The 17,064-nt window shown below is 68.9% G+C and carries 13 protein-coding genes; 9 read left to right on the top strand and 4 right to left on the bottom strand.

Annotation, left to right across the window (positions count from 1 at the left end; genetic code table 11):
* Positions 1-6: 6 nt before the first annotated feature.
* The 4 genes from Ato02nite_RS44395 to Ato02nite_RS44380 all read right to left on the bottom strand — a co-directional run bounded on the left by Ato02nite_RS44395 (position 7) and on the right by Ato02nite_RS44380 (position 5,077).
* Positions 7-966 (bottom strand): ABC transporter permease, encoded by a 960-nt coding sequence (locus tag Ato02nite_RS44395; protein WP_438873116.1) that lies wholly within the window; start codon positions 964-966, stop codon positions 7-9.
* A complete protein-coding gene (locus Ato02nite_RS44390) occupies positions 963-1,970 on the bottom strand; it encodes an ABC transporter permease (RefSeq protein ID WP_213012748.1) in 1,008 nt (335 codons plus the stop codon). The genes Ato02nite_RS44395 and Ato02nite_RS44390 overlap by 4 nt, the downstream gene beginning before the upstream one ends.
* 62 nt (positions 1,971-2,032) lie before the next feature.
* Complete coding sequence (locus Ato02nite_RS44385) at positions 2,033-3,709, bottom strand: ABC transporter substrate-binding protein (protein WP_246608105.1); 1,677 nt, start codon at positions 3,707-3,709, stop codon at positions 2,033-2,035.
* 312 nt (positions 3,710-4,021) lie between these two features.
* Positions 4,022-5,077, bottom strand: a complete 1,056-nt coding sequence (locus Ato02nite_RS44380) for a LacI family DNA-binding transcriptional regulator (RefSeq protein WP_213012747.1) — start codon at positions 5,075-5,077, stop codon at positions 4,022-4,024.
* A gap of 204 nt (positions 5,078-5,281) precedes the next feature.
* Here Ato02nite_RS44380 and Ato02nite_RS44375 point away from each other — a divergent pair, with 204 nt between their 5' ends.
* The 9 genes from Ato02nite_RS44375 (at position 5,282) to Ato02nite_RS44335 (ending at position 17,064) form a co-directional block, all read left to right on the top strand.
* Positions 5,282-6,166 carry a carbohydrate ABC transporter permease gene (locus tag Ato02nite_RS44375; RefSeq protein WP_246608104.1) on the top strand — a complete coding sequence of 295 codons (885 nt, stop codon included), beginning with the start codon at positions 5,282-5,284 and terminating at the stop codon, positions 6,164-6,166.
* Positions 6,163-6,984 (top strand): carbohydrate ABC transporter permease, encoded by an 822-nt coding sequence (locus Ato02nite_RS44370; protein WP_213012745.1) that lies wholly within the window; start codon positions 6,163-6,165, stop codon positions 6,982-6,984. Before Ato02nite_RS44375 ends, Ato02nite_RS44370 begins: the two co-directional genes overlap by 4 nt.
* A gap of 5 nt (positions 6,985-6,989) precedes the next feature.
* Positions 6,990-8,246, top strand: coding sequence for an ABC transporter substrate-binding protein (locus Ato02nite_RS44365; RefSeq protein WP_213012744.1), 1,257 nt, complete (start codon positions 6,990-6,992; stop codon positions 8,244-8,246).
* A 37-nt stretch (positions 8,247-8,283) separates the two neighbouring features.
* Positions 8,284-11,403, top strand: a complete 3,120-nt coding sequence (locus Ato02nite_RS44360; protein WP_213012743.1) for an alpha-L-rhamnosidase — start codon at positions 8,284-8,286, stop codon at positions 11,401-11,403.
* A gap of 22 nt (positions 11,404-11,425) precedes the next feature.
* Complete coding sequence (locus Ato02nite_RS44355; RefSeq protein WP_213012742.1) at positions 11,426-13,018, top strand: carboxylesterase/lipase family protein; 1,593 nt, start codon at positions 11,426-11,428, stop codon at positions 13,016-13,018.
* 93 nt (positions 13,019-13,111) lie between these two features.
* Positions 13,112-13,315: a hypothetical protein gene (locus Ato02nite_RS44350; RefSeq protein ID WP_213012741.1), complete on the top strand. Its 204-nt coding sequence runs from the start codon at positions 13,112-13,114 to the stop codon at positions 13,313-13,315.
* Positions 13,316-13,554: 239 nt separating this feature from the next.
* The gene (locus tag Ato02nite_RS44345) at positions 13,555-15,186 is read left to right on the top strand and encodes an ABC transporter substrate-binding protein (RefSeq protein WP_213012740.1); all 1,632 of its coding nucleotides are present in this window, start codon (positions 13,555-13,557) and stop codon (positions 15,184-15,186) included.
* Positions 15,187-15,190: 4 nt separating this feature from the next.
* Positions 15,191-16,201 (top strand): ABC transporter permease, encoded by a 1,011-nt coding sequence (locus Ato02nite_RS44340; RefSeq protein WP_213012739.1) that lies wholly within the window; start codon positions 15,191-15,193, stop codon positions 16,199-16,201.
* Positions 16,201-17,064 carry an ABC transporter permease gene (locus Ato02nite_RS44335; protein WP_213012738.1) on the top strand — a complete coding sequence of 288 codons (864 nt, stop codon included), beginning with the start codon at positions 16,201-16,203 and terminating at the stop codon, positions 17,062-17,064. Before Ato02nite_RS44340 ends, Ato02nite_RS44335 begins: the two co-directional genes overlap by 1 nt.

Here is a 17,064-nt window from a genome sequence, read left to right as displayed (position 1 = left end):
GACAAATCACCGCCGGTTCTTCGGGTCGAGCGCCTCACGGATGCTCTCACCCAGCAGGGTGAAGCCGAGGGCCACGAGAATGATCGCCAGGGCCGGGAAGTAGGCCAGCTCCGGGCGGACCTCGAAATACCGCACGCCGTCCACCCCCAGCATCAGGCCCCACTCGGCCCGGTTGATGTCCGGGTCGCCGAGGCCCAGGAACGACAGCGCGGCCGCGTCCAGGATGGCTACCGCGAAGGTCAGGGTGGCCTGCACGATGACCGCGGTGAGCGAGTTCGGCAGCATGTGCCGCAGCACGATGTCGTGCCGCTTCACGCCCAGCGCGCGGGCCGCGAGCACGTGATCACTCTCCCGTTGCGCCAGCATCGACCCCCGGAGCAGGCGGGCGAAGATCGGCACGTTCACCACCGCGACCGCGATGATCACCGTCCACTGGGTGGACCGGCTGGCCAGGGCGACCAGGGTGATCGCCAGCAGGAGGCTGGGCAGGGCCAGCATGACGTCGGTGAGCCGCATGACCACCATGTCGACCCGGCCCCCGACGGCGCCGGCGATCACGCCGAGCAGCACGCCCAGCAGCAGGCCGATGAGGGTGGCGAGGACGCCGACGAACAGCGTCTGGCGGGCGCCGTAGATCATCCGGGAGGCGAAGTCCCGGCCCAGCGGGTCGCTGCCCAGGGGATGCCCGGCGGTGGCGCCCGGGATGTGGTCGACGGTCAGGTCCCGGGTCAGTTCGGGGAACCGCTGCACCGGGTCGTGCGGCGCCACCAGCGGCGCGAAGATCGCGATGACCAGGAACAGCAGGATGATGGCCGCGCCGACGACCGCGGTCGGGTTGCGCAGCAGCCGGCGCCCGGCGTCGCGGATCAGGCTGACCCCGCCGGCCTCGGAGGTGCGCGCGATCAGCTCTTCGACCCGCCGGCGCTTGTGATCGGCGAGCGTCGCGATGCCACCGGATCCGCTCACTTCACACGCACCCTCGGGTCGATGAACGCGTACGAGAGGTCGACCGCCAGGTTGACCACGATGAAGACGACGGCGGCGAGCAGGATCAGGGCCTGGAGTACGGGGTAGTCGCGACCGCCGCTGATCGAGTCGGTGATCAGCGTGCCCAGGCCGCCCCAGTTGTAGACCTTCTCGGTCAGCACCGCGCCGGCCAGCAGCGCACCGGTCTGCAGGCCGATGGTGGTGACCACCGGCAGCAGAGCATTGCGCAGGACGTGCCGCTTGCGGACGGTGGCGTTGCGCAGGCCCTTGGCGTCCGCGGTGCGGATGTAGTCCTCGTCCAGGACGTCCAGCACGCTCGCCCGGGTGATCCGGATGATGATCGCGAGGGGGATCGTCGCCAGGGTGAACGCGGGCAGGACCAGATGCCAGAGGGCGTCGGCGGAGGCGTCGAGCTCCCGCGTCAGCAGCCCGTCCAGGACGAAGAAGCCGGTCACGTCGGTGTTGCCCAGGCCGGTGGTGATCCGGCCGGACGGCGGGAACAGGTGGATGTCCTGGGTCAGCCAGTCCTTGAGCAGGTAACCCAGAAAGAAGATCGGGATCGAGATACCGACCAGGGTGACGATGATGGTCGCGTTGTCGAGCAGGCGCCCGCGGTGCCGGGCCGCGAGATATCCCAGCGGGATGCCCAGCCCGATCGCGATGATGATGGCCGCGACGGCCAGCTCGATGGTGGCCGGGAAGGCCCGGCTGATCACCTCGGTCACCGGCTCGCCGGTCCGGATGGAGTTGCCGAAGTTGCCGGTCACCACGTTCTTGAGGAAGCGGCCGTACTGGACCCAGATCGGCTGGTCGTAGCCGAGGGCCCGGGTCAGTAACTCCCGGGTCTGCGGGGTCGCGCGTTCGCCCAGCAGTGCGTCGACCGGTCCGCCGGGCAGGCTGCGCAACCAGAAGAAGACCAGGGTCATCAGGGCGATCACGGTGGCGATCAGCTGGATCAGCCGACGCAAGATCACTCTCACCATGTAGCGGTCCTTCGATCAGCTGGACGGCCCGGACCTTTCGCGAAGGTCCGGGCCGGCAAGACCTATTTGGTGAGCGAGACGGTGTTGAACTGCTCGGCGGTGAGCGGACTGGGCACCAGGCCCTCGACGTTCTTCGTGGTCACCACGGCCGGCGGGGCGTGCCAGATCGGCACGGCCGGCAGCCACTTGGTGGCGAGGTCGCGGTTGACCTGCTCGAACGCGGCCTTCTTGGCGGCCTGGTCGACGGTCGCGTCGGCCTTGCCGATGGCGGTGAACATATCGGCCATCGACTGATCGCCGAACTCGACCTTGGGCCGGCCGAAGAAGGTACCGACGAAGTTGCCCGGGTCGTTGTAGTCGCCGGTCCAGCCGAGAATGTGCAGGTCCTGCTTGCCGAACTGCTGCACGTCGTCCTTGAAGCCGCCGTTCCACGGCCGCGGGACGCCGTTGACCTTGATGCCGGCCGCCTGCAGGTCGTTCGCCAGCACCGTGAAGATCTCCTGCGGGTTCGGCATGTACGGCCGGGACACCTCGGTCGGGTAGTAGAAGTTGAGCGTCAGACCGGTCGCGCCGGCCTCGGACAGCAGCTGCTTCGCCTTGTCCACGCTGTACTCGTACTTCTGCACGTCCGGGGCGTAGCCGAGGACCGTGTTCGGCAGGAACTGGTCGGCCACCGCCGAGCCGCCCGGCCCCTTGGTCTGCACCAGCTGGGCGCGGTTGAGTGCGTACGCGATCGCCTGCCGGACCCGCAGATCCTTGAGTTTCGGGTTGTTCTTCTGGTTGATGCCCAGGTAGAGAATGTTGAAGGCGGGCCGGTCGAGCACCTTGTAACCCTCGTTCGCCAGCGCCTTGCGGTCGGCCGGAGCCGGGAAGTCGATCGCCTGTACCGTGCCGGCGCGCAGCTCCTGCTTCCGGGTGTTCTCGTCCTTGATGACCTTGATGATCATCTTGTCGACCTTGGCCTTGTCGCCCCAGTAGTCCGGGTTCTTGTTCAGGGTGATCTCGCCGGTCGCCTTGTTCCAGCCGCCGAACGTGAACGCGCCGGTGCCGGTCGGGTGCTCGTTGGCGAACGCGCTGTACGAGAACGAGTCACCGTTCTGCGTCACCGTGTCCGAGCCGTACTGCTTCATCGCGGCCGGGCTGGCGATGGAGAACGCGGTCAGCGCGAACGCACCCGGGAAGGCGCCCTTGTACTTCTTCATCGTCACGACCGCGGTGCCGGCGTCCTGCGCCATGCAGTTGTCGTAGACGGCGTCCGGGCTGCCGGCGAACCCACCGAAGACATCGGTGTAGTAGATCATCTGGGACTGGGCGGCCTCGCCCTTCATGTTGTACCAGCGGTCGAAGTTCGCACAGACCGCCGTGGCGTCCAGCGCGGTGCCGTCGTGGAACTTCACACCCTGGCGCAGCTTGAACGTCCAGACCTTGCCGGTCGGGTCGTTGGACCAGCTCTCCGCCAAGCCACCGGTCAGCTCGGCGGTGCCCGGCTTGTGGGTGACGAGGGTGTCGTACAGCTGCCGGATGGGCCGGAACGACTCGCCGTCGTCGTTGAAGATCGGGTCGAAGTTCTTCGGATCGCCGGCCCCCGCGAAGATGAAGGTGCCGCCGGCGGCTTTGCCCTCGTTGCCGCTGTCGCGGTCACTCTTCGCGCAGCCGACCATGCCGATCGACAGCGCCGCGACGACGCCGGCGGCGATGACCGCCCGGCGTCGCCCCGCCTGCATTTCTGATGCACGCATCGTGTTCATCCCGTCCTGTGGGTACGGACAAAACCCGGTGGTCATGAAGTGCGGACGAACGCGGTAACGCCGGTCGCCACTGGCGCGACAATATCCACTCACGACGGTCACTGTGCTGGGTTGGTATCGGATCGTGTCATTGCCTCGCGGGGAACGCGGCGGGCGAAACCGTGGGTGTCGCGCACGCACCCACCCAGCTCGCGGCCCTTGGCCGGCGGACTCCACGGCAGGGATCCGACGCCCTCGCGCTCGGAGTATTTGCGGATGGCCCGGCCGACGATCTCCTCCGACGAGCCGAGGCTGTAGACGTTCTCAACCTGCCGCCGCCGGCCGCTGCGGTCGCGGCACCAGCTCGGCGGTGGTGCGCCGGGTGACGAGGGTGGGGGAGAGCTTCACCTGAGCGGTCGGCCGGTCGCGGTCGGCGATCCGGTCGAGCAGCAGGCGGGCGGCGTTCACGCCCATCTGGTGGCCGGCCTGGTCGATGGTGGTCAGGGAGATCGGGCCGAAGGCGGCGAACATGGTGTCGTCGTACCCGGCCAGGGAGATGTCCGCGGGTGCGGACAGGCCGGCTTCGGTGAGGGCGTCGAGCACGCCCATCGCGACGATGTCGGCGCCGGCGAAGATCGCGGTCGGGCGGGTCGGGCGGGCCAGGAGTTGCTGGGCGCCGAGGTAGCCGCCCCGCTGGGTGTAGGTGGTGGAGGCGATGTCGATGAAGTCGCCGAGACCGTGTGCCTGCATGGCGTGCCGGTAGCCGTCGGCGCGCAGGGCGTTGGGCATCTCCTTGAGGCGTACGGGATTGCGCTCGGCGTGCTCGATGTGGGCGATCCGCCGGTGACCGAGCCCGACGAGGTGGTCGACGACGATGCCGGCGCCGGCGAAGTCGTCGTCGGTGACGGTGTCGTAGTCGGGGGAGTGACCGTGCCGGCCGACCACCACCGTGGGGACCGTGCGCGCGACTTTCTGCAGGTGGCGGCGTTCGGAGATCGGGGCGATGAGGATGACGCCGTCCATGCTCCGGTCGATCATCGCCTCGGTGATGCGGGCCTCGCCGGGCTCGTCGTTGCAGCAGGCGGCCATCAGCACCTGGTAGTCGGTGCCGCCGAGTTGTTCGGTGACGCCGTCGAGGATGTCGGCGAAGAACGGGTTGCGCATCTCGGGCAGCATCACGCCGATCGTGTAGGTCTGCCCGCGCAGGCCGCGGGCCGCGGCGGACGGCCGGTAGCCGAGCTCCTCGATGGCGGCGCGCACCTTGACCTGCATCTCGGGGCTGGCGCCGTACGCGTTGCGCATGACCTTGGAGACGGCGGTGGTGGACACCCCGGCGTGCCGGGCGACGTCGACGATCGTGATGCGTCGGGACGGGCGCATGCGGGCTCCTAAGGCACGAGAAACGTTACCCACCATAGATCACGTCGAGACGACGCCAGAAGCTGCTGAGGTCGTGGGAAACGATGCCCACAACTGGTCTTGACGCGTCTGGCATCTACTCGTAGTGTCGGCGAAACATTGCGGAAAACGTTACCCACATCACGTGGTCAAATTCCCATGAAACGATTCAGTCAGTGGGTTCTCGTGACATCTGTTCCCAAGGTCCGCCGGCGCAGCCGGGTCACCCCGCCCTGGTGGTTCACCCTGCCGGCACTGCTGTTGTTCGCCTTCGTGGTGCTGGTGCCCAGTGCGCGCGGCGTCTACTACGCCTTCACCGACTGGGACGGCCTCGACCCCGAGCTCGCCTTCGTCGGCCTGCGCAACTTCACCGACATGCTCAACGACGGCGATGCGCTGCAGGCGGTCTGGCACACGCTGCTGATCGCGGTCGCCATCACCGTCATCCAGAACGGCATCGGCCTGCTGCTCGCCCTCGGCGTCAACAGCACGATCAAGACTCGCAACTTCCTCCGGGTGCTCCTGTTCGCCCCGGCCGTGGTCACCCCGATCGTCACCGCCTACCTCTGGCGCAACCTGCTCGGCCCGGACGGTGCGGTCAACGCGGTGCTCGGGCCCTGGGGCCGGGACTGGCTCGGCGACCCCGATCTGGCGTTGTGGATGGTCGTGCTGGTCGTGGTGTGGCAGTTCGCCGGCTACTCGATGGTCATCTTCCTGGCCGGGCTCCAATCGATCCCGCGTGAGATCTACGAGGCCGCCGCGATCGACGGCACCGGACCGGTGCGCCGCTTCTGGTCGATCGTCCGCCCGCTGCTGGCACCGGCGATCACGATCAACCTGATGCTGTCGATCATCGGCGGGATCAAGCTGTTCGACCAGGTGTACGCGCTCACCGGCGGCGGCCCCGGGCACGCGACCGACACCATCTCCACGCTGATCTACAAGGACGCCTTCACCCTCGGCGAGTTCGGCTACAGCATCGCCCTCGCCGTCGTGCTCACGGTCATCGTCGCGATCGTCTCCGCCGGCCAGTTCGCCGTCCTGTCCCGCAACGAGAGGGCGGCCTCATGAACCGTTACACGAAGCGCACCTTCGTCCTCGAGATGGTGATGATCGCGGTCGGCATCGTCTTCGCCTTCCCGGTCTACGTGCTGGTCAACCTGGCGATCCGGCCGCCGTCGGACACGTCCTCGCCGATCGTGCCGACCACGTCGCCCACGTTCGGTAACTTCACCGGGGCGTGGCGTGAGGCCGGCCTGGGCGGCGCGCTGATCAACAGCGTGCTGGTGACCACCGTCAGCGTCCTCATCGTGCTGGCCGTCTCCGCGCTCGCCGCGTATCCCCTGGCGAGAAGCACGGCCCACTGGTCGCGCGGCACATTCCTGCTGATCATGCTCGGCCTGATCCTGCCGTTCCAGCTCGCGTCGCTGCCGCTCTACCAGACGGTCCGCGACCTCGGACTGCTCGGTTCGGTCTGGTCGCTGGTGCTGTTCTACGCCGGCCTGCAGGTGCCGTTCACGACCTTCCTGTACGTCGGTTTCCTGCGGGCCCTGCCTCGCGACTTCGAGGAAGCCGCGTCGATCGACGGAGCGAGCCCGCTGGCGACGTTCCGCCACATCGTCCTGCCCATGCTCAAGCCGGTCACCGTCACGGCTCTGGTGCTCAACGCCGTCGCGGTCTGGAACGACTTCTTCACGCCGCTGCTCTATCTGAGCGGCAGCGACCAGCAGACCGTGCCGGTCGCCGTGGCCGGCTTCGTCGGCCAGTTCGTCTCGGACTGGAACCTCATCTTCGCCGCCCTGCTGATCAGCATCGTGCCGGTTCTGGCGGTCTATCTCGCACTGCAGCGCAGCATCATCAACGGCTTCGCCGGAGGACTCAAAGGATGACAATCATGAAGAAAAGTATCCCGGTCGGGCTCGCCGCCGTCCTGCTCACCGCGGCGTGCAGCAGCGGCACCAACGCCAACTCGGATTCCGGCGGCGACAACAAGACCCTCACCCTCGCCTCGGTCGACCAGGGCTCCATCGAGGACGTCGTCAAGGCGTTCGAAGCGGCCAACCCCGGTGTCAAGGTCAACTTTACGACCAGCGGCGCCGACCAGTACCAGGCCCAGATCCGTACGCAGCTCTCCTCGGGAACCGCGCCGGACGTGATGACCGTGTGGCCCGGCAACGGCAACCCCGGCGCCACGTACGTGCTGGCCAAGCCCGGCTATCTGCTCGACCTGTCCGACCAGCCGTGGGCGGCCAAGCTGCCCGATTCGTTCAAGAGCGTCGCCCAGTACGACGGGAAGACGTACAACGCGCTGTTCGGACTCAACGGCATCGGCGCGGTCTACAACGACGACGCCCTCGCGAAGTCCGGGCTGAAGGCGCCGACGACCTGGAGCCAGCTGCTCACCTTCTGCCGGGACGCCGCGGCCAAGGGCACGCCCGCCTACGCCCTGGGCATCCAGGACAACTGGGTTACCCAGCTGGTCCTCTACGGGCTGGCCGCGACCGTGGTCTTCGGCCAGGACCGCGACTTCAACACCAAGCTGGCCGGCGGGCAGGCCACCTTCGCCGGATCGGCGTGGACCCAGGCGATGGCCAAGTACCAGGACATGAGCAAGGCCGGCTGCTTCCAAGAGAACCCGCTGGGCACCAGTTACGAGGCCAGTCAGACCCTGGCGGCGACCGGCAGGACCCTCGGCATCGTGCAGGGCAACTGGATCATCAGCCTGCTCAAGGGCAAGAACCCCAGCGGCAAGTTCACGATGACGGCGCTGCCGGCCACCGACGACCCCGCCACCTTCCTCATGCCGGCCGCGGCCGGCGCCGGTTACGGCGTCAACGCCAAGGCCAAGAACAAGGAGCTGGCGCTCGAGTTCATCACGTTCGTGATGTCGCCGGCGGGCATGAAGCTGTTCAACGAGAAGCAGGGCAGTCTCCCGACGCTCCCCGACGCGGGCACCACCGTGGACCCGGGCCTGACGGAGTTGACCACCTTCGTGCGGGAGAACCGCACGGTGCCGTTCATGGACCAGCTGTGGCCCAACGCCAAGGTGCAGCAGACCATGCTCAGCGGCCTGCAGGAGGTCTTCAGCAACCAGGCCACCGCGGACGCGGTCCTCAAGGACATGGACGCCGAATACAAAAAGGGCGAATAGGCCATCCGTGACGGACTTCCCCGCTGGAGGCACCCCGATGAGAAGACCCGCGATCCTGACGACAGCGTTACTGCTCACCCTCGGAGTCCCCGGGCCGGCCAGTGCCCACTCCGGATCCGCCGGCGCCGTGCGGGTGGTGCGCCTCAGCGTCGACGGCCGCTACGACTCCCCGCTGGGCCTCGACCACACCCGGCCCACTCTCGCCTGGCAGATGACCCAGACCGGCGACTGCCGGCGGCTCGTCTGCGCCGCCGACCGGCAGACCGCGTACGAGGTGCAGGCCGCACCCACCGTCGCCGACCTGTACGCCGGACGCCTGTTGTGGCGCACCGGCAAGGTCTCGGGCCAGAGCCGGCAGGTCCGGTTCGGCCGTGAGCTCGGCTCCCGGGACACCGTCGCCTGGCGGGTCCGGGTCTGGGACGCCCACCGCAGGAAGTCCGCCTGGTCCGCTCCGTCCACGTGGAGCATCGGACTGCTCGACCCGGCCGATTGGGGTACGGCGCGCTGGATCGACTACCCCGATCGGACCGAGAACCAGCCGTTGCCGATCTTCGCCCGCCAGTTCGCGGTGCCGAAGCACCGGACGGTCGCCGACGCCCGGCTCTACCTCTCCGGCGTCGGACTGCACCACGCCACCCTCAACGGGCGGGAGATCACCGACGAGGTCCTCGCCCCCGGCAACTCCAACTACCAGCTCTCCAGCGAATACCGCACCTACGACCTCACCTCCGCGCTGCGGCCCGGGGCCAACGCCGTCGGCGTCGAGCTCGGCAACGGTCCCGCCTACGTGCGCCGCAGCGTCACCAACCCCGCGGTCGGGCGCACCGCCCCGTACTCCTGGTGGCAGAGCCAGCTCAAGGGCAACGGCAATCTCACCGCGGACGCCCCGGCCGGCAGCACCGCCGTCGCGGTCAGCGACAGCACCGGTTACCACGTCGGCGGCACCGTCAACGTCGACACCGGCGGCGGGGGAGACCGGCTCGAATCGCGGACCATCACGGCGATCGCCACCGGCAGCATCACCTTCACCCCGCCGCTGGCCGAGAACCACCCGGCCGGGGCGAAGGTCACCGGCTCGGGCAACAACATCGCCGCGATTGACGCCTCCGCCGGTGCCGCGGTCACGCCGCGCTTCATCGGCCGCCTGGAGATCCGGTACCGCGACGGCAGCACCGCGACGATTGTGACCGACCGGTCCTGGCGTACCGCGCTGGGTCCGCTGGTCACCGACGCCTGGTATTCCGGCTCCGACTACGACGCCCGCCGCGAACAGCCAGACTGGAACGTTCCAGGGGCCGATCTCAGCGCCGCAGCGAAACGCCGCGACGGCACGGCGACCGGCTGGATCGACGCCGGCTTCGCCCCGCCACCGAACCTGGCCACCGAACTCGTCGCCCGCACCGCCGAGCCGGTCACCGTGCAGGAGGAGTTCAAGCCGGTCTCGGTCGCCAACCCCGTACCCGGAACGTGGGTCTTTGATTTTGGCCAGAACATCGTCGGCTGGCCCCGGCTCGAGCTCGACCGCCTCCCGGCCGGCACGACGGTGAAGGTGGCCCCGGCCGAATCACTCAACCCGGACGGCACCGTCAACCAGGCATCCCTGATGGGTGGCGGCGGATCCCGCGGCGTCGACCTGTTCAACACCTACACCACCGCGGGTGGCCGCAGCGAGACGTGGCACCCGAACTTCAACTACTTCGGCATGCAGTGGGTGCAGGTCACCGGCCTTCCGGAGGGCTTCGAACCCACCAAGGACCTGATCACCGGCGTACGCCTGCAGGCCGACACCCCGATCGCCGGCACCTTCACGTCGTCGAACGCCCGGGTGAACCGCGTCCACACGATGTCGCGCTACTCGTTCGCCGCGAACATCATGAGCGTCTTCACCGACTGCCCCGGGCGCGAGAAACTGTCCTACCCGGCGGACTACACGATGCCGATGGGCGCGATCCACCGCGACTTCCAACTCAATGCCTTCATGCGTACGACGATGCGGCACCTCGTCGAGGGACAGTCCGTGGCGGACACCCCGATGGCGGGCAGCGTCGCGCTGAAGACCCCGGTTTACGACTGGGGTTACACCGGCCGCTTCGGTGACGAGATCAACTGGGGCAACGCGATCGTGCTGGTCCCGTCGATCCTGCATCAGCTCTACGGCGACACCGCCACCATGGCCGCGTCCTACGACCGGCTCGCCCGCTTCGTCGACTATCTCCAGCGGCAGAAGGTGGTGGACGGGTACTTCGTCGACGCGGCCCTGGCCGACTGGGTCAGCGCCGAACCGGTCTCCGGCCGCATCACCGGAACCTGGGGCTACTACCTGACGATCCGGTCGATGGCCAAGATCGCGTCGCTGACCGGCCACCACGCCGACGCCACCCGCTACGCGGCGCTGGCCGAACAGATCAGGGCGGCGTTCAACCAGGCGTTCTTCGATGAGGAGCTGGGCCGCTACGCCGGGCCGGAAGGGCCGACCCAGGCCGCGCAGGCGCTCGCCCTCGACGCCGGTCTGGTTCCGGCGGACCGCCGGGGCGGGGTCCTCGACGCCCTGGTCGAGCTGATCTACGCCTTCCACCCCAACGGCGCCGGGCCGCACCTCAGCGGCGGCACCATCGGCATGGGCCCGACCGTCCGGGCGCTGATGAACGGCGACCGCGACGACGTGCTGTGGGCGGTCCTGCAACAGAACGACCAGCCCAGCTACGGCTACTTCCTGGAGTCGACGCCGGCCAATCCGGGCGGCATGACCACCATCGGCGAGCGCTGGAACCGCGGCGACTCCAAGAACCACATGATCCTGGCCCAGATCGAGGAGTGGTTCCACGCCGGCATCGCCGGCATCCAGGCCGCGCCTGGTTCCCTGGCGTACGACCGGCTCGTCTTCAAGCCCAAACCGGTGGGTGACCTGACGAAGGCGGGCGGCTCCTACGAGACGCCGGCCGGCTGGGCCCGCTCGGCGTGGACGAAGAAGGACGGCCGCTTCGCCCTGGCGGTCACCGTTCCCGCCAATACCCGGGCCGAGGTGTGGGTGCCGGCCGCGGACCAGCGTGCCGTGGCCGCCTCGAACCGCGCGACGTTCCGGCGCATCGACGGCGCCTACGCCGTGTATGCCGTCCCGTCCGGGTCGCACTCCTTCACTGTGCGCACCGGATCCTGACCCGACCCTGGGAGGTCTGATCGTGAGTTCCAAGATGACCCGCCGGACGATGATCGGCGGTTCGCTGTCCGCGGCCGCCGCGATGAGCCTGCCGTTGCCGGCCCAGGCGCACGGCGGCCGGCGAAGCGACGAGGCGGCGACCCGCTACGGCCGGGTGCGCGGGCGGCGCGAGGACGGCATCGTCAAGTTCCTCGGCGTCCCCTACGCCACGCCGCCGCTCGGCCGGCTGCGGTTCCAGGCACCGAAACCGCCCGCCCGCTGGTCCGGCGTACGCGATGCGGTGGATTTTCCGAATCCGGCGTTCCAGGTCGCGGGCGGGGAAATGGGGACGGGCCGCATGCCGGCTCCCTCCGAGGACTGCCTGTACCTCAACATCTGGACCCCGGCCGCCGACGGCCGGCGGCGGCCGGTGATGTTCTACAACCACGGCGGCGGCTACATGATCGGCTCCGGCTCGGCCACCGGGCAGGACGGCACCCATCTCGCGCAGCTCTACGACGTGGTGGTGGTCGAGTCCAACCACCGGCTCGGCCTGCTGGGCTATCTGTTCCTGGGCGACCTCGCCCACGGTGACTACGCCGCCAACGCCGGAATGCTCGACATCCTCGGCGCCCTGCGCTGGACCAGCGAGAACATCGACAACTTCGGCGGCGACCCGGACAACATCATGGTCTGGGGCGAGAGCGGCGGCGGCGCCAAGACCGCGGCCATTTACACCATGCCGGCGGCGGCGCGGCTGTTCCACAAGGCGTCGATCGAGAGCGCCGCCCCGCTGCGGTTCCCCACCCGCGACGGTGCCACCGCCCGCGCCCAGCGCACGCTCGAACTGCTCGGCCTGACCCGGGCGGACATCCCCCGGCTGCACGAGATCCCGGCCGCACGGCTGCTGGAGATCCAGCAGTCCGAAGCCGCGAACGGCGTCGCGCCCTGGGGCGACCCCGGCCCGCTTCCCGGCTTCGGCGCCTTCGTCGACGGCCGCGTCATTCCGCGGCACCCCTTCGCCGACGGCGCCGCGTCGTTCTCGGCCGGCAAACCGCTGATGGTCGGCACCTGCCGCGACGAGACGGTGTTCTTCAGCCTCTTCGGGCCGCCCGACATCTTCAACATCGACGAAGCCGGCCTGCGCACCAACCTGAGCAGCACCTATCAGGGCGCCGAACTCGATCGGATCATCGCGACCTTCCGGCACTCCCGGCCCGCCGCGACCCCGGCGCAGCTCTACTTCGCGATCACCACCTCGCCGATCTGGCGCGACGCCATCAAGATCGCCGAGGCCACGGCGGCGCAACGGGCCGCGCCCGCGTACATGTATCAGCTCGCCTACCCCGACCCGACCCTCGTGCCCGGCACCAACTTCCCGCTCGGCTCACCGCACGCCTCCGACATCAACCTCAAGTTCGCCAACACCGGCGCCGGCGCGTTGCCCGGGCAGCGGGCGACCGCGCGGCACATGAGCGCGCTGTGGGCCGGCTTCGCCCGCCACGGCCGGCCCACCGCTCCGGACGTGCCGCGATGGCCCGCCTACACGACCAAAGACCGCGCCACCATGTGGCTCGACGCCGAGTGCAGGATCGTCAAGGACCCGGACCGGGAGGAAAGGCGGTATTGGAAATAGCCCAGGTTCCTAGGATGCCTTAGACGGTGTGCAGCCCGCGCGGGAAGGTCGAGCCCTCCCGCGCGGGGCGATTCAGGCGGCGGAGCGGGCCATGTGCCGAGCGGCGCGCAGGCCGAAGACCACGGCGGGGCCGATCGTCGAGCCGGGGCCGGGCTGGTGGGCGGCCACATCTCGGTGAACGACGTCCTGCTCGCGCACCGGACGATCTATGGCGTCATCGTCACCGCGGCGGATCCGGCCGAGGTCACGCCGGCCGTGGACCGAGCGCTGTACCTGCTCAGGCAGCGGCGCGGCTGAACCGGCCCGGGGTGCGACCGGGGGCGGCTACCGTGAACAAGGGCTGGTATCGGCTGTGTGAACGCGTGTGAACTCTTTCTACGCAGGTCATCGGCTATTCGGATGAGGCGTGGGACGGATTGTTGAGGTCTTGTTGTGAACAACGGCCGAGCTCTTGTTCACTCTCACGTTATCCGGTAGAACTCCGTTCATGGCCCTTTCGATGGGCCGGTTGCCGTTCGGCTCTAGGAGGACCATCCATGGCTCCGCCAAACATTTCCCGTCGCGGCCTGCTCCAGCTCGGTGGCAGCGTGGCGCTCCTCATGACGGCCGGTGCGTGCGCTGCCGGCAGCAAGTCCGACCCGAAGTCCGGCGCCTCGGCCGGGCCGGCCGCGAGCACCCTGCGGATCGCCGTCTCCAGCTATCTCTCCAGCTGGGACCAGGACTTCGTGGGTTTCGACCTGACCGCGCTGATGCTGTTCAAGAACGTCTACCCATACATGATCGACTACGGCGTCACGACGGCCGGGGACAGCCAGATCCTCGACACCGCGAACATCACGCCGACCTTCGCCGAGTCGTTCGAGCCGGACAGCGAGCAGAAGGTCTGGACGCTGAAGCTGCGCCAGGGCGTGAAGTTCGCGAGCGGCAACGAGATGAAGGCCGCCGACGTGAAGTGGTCGAAGGACCGCGCGTTCGCTGCCCAGGCCAACGTCGCCGGCATCTACCGCACGATCGGCCTCACCAAGGCGGAGCAGGTGGTGGTCAAGGACGACTACACCGTCGAGTTCCACCAGGAGTTCCCGAGCGCCCTGACCCGCCAGATCCAGGCCATCTCGCTGTACGTCTTCGACTCGGTCGAGGCCAAGAAGCACGCCACCGACGCCGACCCGTGGGCCAAGGAATGGTTCGCCAAGAACGCGCCGACCGGTGGCTACTTCAACGTCAGCAAGGCCACCCAGGGCCAGGAGATCGAGCTGAGCGCCAACACCGGCTACCCCGGGCCGGACGGCGCGAAGACGCCGACCATCCGGATCTCGGTGGTGCCGGCGGCCGCCAACCAGCGCCTCCAACTGCAGGCCGGCGACATCGACGTGGCGCTCGGCATCACCGGTCAGGACCTGCAGGACCTGAAGAAGGTGGACGGCGTCAAGGTGCTCTCGGCGGCGAGCAACAACCAGGTCGCCATCCAGATGTCGGTCACCAACGCGCCGTTCGACGACGTGAACGTGCGGAAGGCGCTGGCCTACGCCGTGCCCTACGAGCAGATCATCAAGAACGTCTACAACAACGACGCCCGGCCCACCAAGAGCCTGGTGCCGCTGGACATGCCGGGCTACTCGGAGACCGGTTACCCGTTCGGCTACGACCTCGACAAGGCGAAGGCAGCGCTGGCCGCGTCCGGCAAGACGGCGGTCTCCTCGGAGCTGGTCTTCGAGGCGAACAACGACGAGCAGCAGAAGATCGCGATCCAGGTGCAGGCCGAGGCGGCCAAGGCCGGGATCACGCTGAAGCTGACCCCGCTGGACCCGGCCACCCTCGGCGAGCGGCGCACCAAGAAGAGCATCCCGCTGCAGATCACCACCGGCCAGCTCTGGGTGAACGACGTGGAGTACATGCTGGCCACCAGCTTCGTGAAGGGCGCCGCCCTGAACTACTCCAACTACTCCAACCCGGAGATCGAGCAGATCTACACCAAGTCGCACACGACGGTGGACGACGCGGCCCGCAAGGCGTTGTGGACGCAGGTCCAGTCGATCCTCGCGACGGATGTGCCCTGGGTGATCATCTGTCAGCCCAACTTCAACCTTCCGGTACGCGAGAAGGTGGCCGGCTGGGTCCAACCGATGGACGGCCTGGCCCGTCTGCGTTACCTGAGCGCATCGGCCTGAGCCCGTGCGAATTCTGCGTTTCGTCGGTCGGCGGCTGCTCCAGCTGATCCCGGTTCTGCTCGGGGTGGTCGTGCTGACCTTCCTGCTGGTCCGGGTGCTGCCGGGCGATCCGATCCGCAGCATTCTCGGGCCCAACGCCACCGAGGCCGACGCGGCGGCAGCGCGCGCCAGGTTCGGCCTCGACCAGCCGCTGTGGAAACAGTTCCTCGACTACCTCGGGGGACTGTTCACCGGCAACTTCGGCACCTCGATCCAGAGTGGCAGCCCGGTCAGCGGCGAGATGGCGCTGCGCCTCGGGCCCACTCTGGAACTGGTGGTGATCGCGGTCGCGATCGCCGTGGTGCTGGCCATCTGGCTGGGGATCTGGTCGGCCCGCCGGGCCGACCGGCTCGGCGACCACACGGTGCGGATCTTCGCCCTGTTCGGCAACTCGATCCCCGAGTTCTGGCTGGGCCTGGTGCTGATCCTGGTCGGCTACGCCGCGCTGGGCTGGTTCCCGGCGCCCAGCGGCCGCGTCGACCCGGACACCAACCTCACCCCGCTGACCGGGGCTGACCTGGTCGACGCCGTCCTCACCGGCAACGGGCCGGCCATGGCGTCGGCCGCGGCCCATCTGGTGCTGCCGGTGCTCACGCTGGTCATCGGGGTGCTGGCGCCGCTGCTGCGCAGCGTCCGGGCGTCGGCCCTGGAGGTGCTGCACAGCGAGGCGTACGCGGCGGCGGCCGCGCACGGCCTGCCCGAGCGCACCCTGCTGCGCGGTTACCTGCGCCGGGCGACGCTGGTCCGGCTTCCGTCGTTGGCCGCGCTCGTTTTCGGTACGGCGATCGGCTCCACCGTGCTGGTCGAGTACGTCTACTCCTGGCAGGGCTTCGGCCAGTGGGCGCTGCGCGGGCTGCTCTACCGCGACTATCCGGTCGTCCAGGCGTCCGTGCTGATCATCGCCCTCTGCTATGTCCTGATCTTCCTCATCGCCGACGTGGTGCACGCCGTGCTCGACCCGAGAGTGAGGATCTGATGGCCGATCCGCAACTCGCCCCGGTGGTGATCGGTGGCGGCGACCGCGACCGCCGGTTCGCCCGGGCGCTGATCTACGTGGGCGGCGCGATCCTGGTCGTCGCGGCCCTCGCCGCCGTCTTCGCCCCGCTGCTCTCGAAGTGGGGCCCGACCGAGATCGACCCGGCCGGCACGCTCGCCACGCCGGGCGGAGCCCACCTGCTCGGCACCGACGGCAACGGCATGGACGTGTGGAGCCGGGTGCTGCACGCGGCCCGGATCGACCTGGGCATCGCGGTCTGCGCGGTGGCCCTCGCGGTGGTGGTCGGCACGCTGCTCGGCCTGCTCGCCGGTTACCTGGGCGGCTGGGTCGACGACGTGCTCATGCGGATCGTCGACATCTTCCAGGCGTTCCCCACGTTCATCCTGGCGCTCGCGGTGGCCGCGCTGCTCGGCGACGGGTTCGGCAACCTGGTGCTGACGATCGCGGCGGTGAACGCACCGGCGTACGCCCGGCTGGTCCGCGCCGAGGTGCGCACCCTGCGCGAGATGGCGTACATCGAAGCGGCGAAGACCTCCGGCGCCTCGATGTTCGGCATCCTCTGGCGGCACCTGCTGCCGAACAGCCTCACCCCGGTCCGGGTGATCGCCCCGCTGAACTGCGGCTGGGCGATGCTCACCCTGGCCGGTCTCTCCTTCCTCGGCCTGGGCGTCACGGTGCCCACCGCCGAGTGGGGCTCGATGATCAGCCTCGGCACGTCGGACGTCGTGGCCGGCCGTTGGTGGACCTCGGTCCCGCCCGGCCTGGCCCTGCTCGTCTGCGTCCTCGGCTTCAGCCTGCTCGGCGAGGGCCTGCAGGAACGCGCGGACGCGAAGCGGCGGTGA

Source organism: Paractinoplanes toevensis (assembly GCF_018332695.1).
Lineage (GTDB): Bacteria > Actinomycetota > Actinomycetes > Mycobacteriales > Micromonosporaceae > Actinoplanes > Actinoplanes toevensis.
This window is presented reverse-complemented; position numbering and strand designations above follow the sequence as displayed.

Excerpts from the sequence above, each read along its gene's own strand:
- Ato02nite_RS44390 (WP_213012748.1), bottom strand. The coding sequence starts at position 1,970 with ATGGTGAGAGTGATCTTGCGTCGGCTGATCCAGCTGATCGCCACCGTG.
- Ato02nite_RS44385 (WP_246608105.1), bottom strand. The coding sequence starts at position 3,709 with ATGCGTGCATCAGAAATGCAGGCGGGGCGACGCCGGGCGGTCATCGCC.
- Ato02nite_RS44380 (WP_213012747.1), bottom strand. The coding sequence starts at position 5,077 with ATGCGCCCGTCCCGACGCATCACGATCGTCGACGTCGCCCGGCACGCC.
- Ato02nite_RS44370 (WP_213012745.1), top strand. The coding sequence starts at position 6,163 with ATGAACCGTTACACGAAGCGCACCTTCGTCCTCGAGATGGTGATGATC.
- Ato02nite_RS44365 (WP_213012744.1), top strand. The coding sequence starts at position 6,990 with ATGAAGAAAAGTATCCCGGTCGGGCTCGCCGCCGTCCTGCTCACCGCG.
- Ato02nite_RS44360 (WP_213012743.1), top strand. The coding sequence starts at position 8,284 with ATGAGAAGACCCGCGATCCTGACGACAGCGTTACTGCTCACCCTCGGA.
- Ato02nite_RS44345 (WP_213012740.1), top strand. The coding sequence starts at position 13,555 with ATGGCTCCGCCAAACATTTCCCGTCGCGGCCTGCTCCAGCTCGGTGGC.
- Ato02nite_RS44335 (WP_213012738.1), top strand. The coding sequence starts at position 16,201 with ATGGCCGATCCGCAACTCGCCCCGGTGGTGATCGGTGGCGGCGACCGC.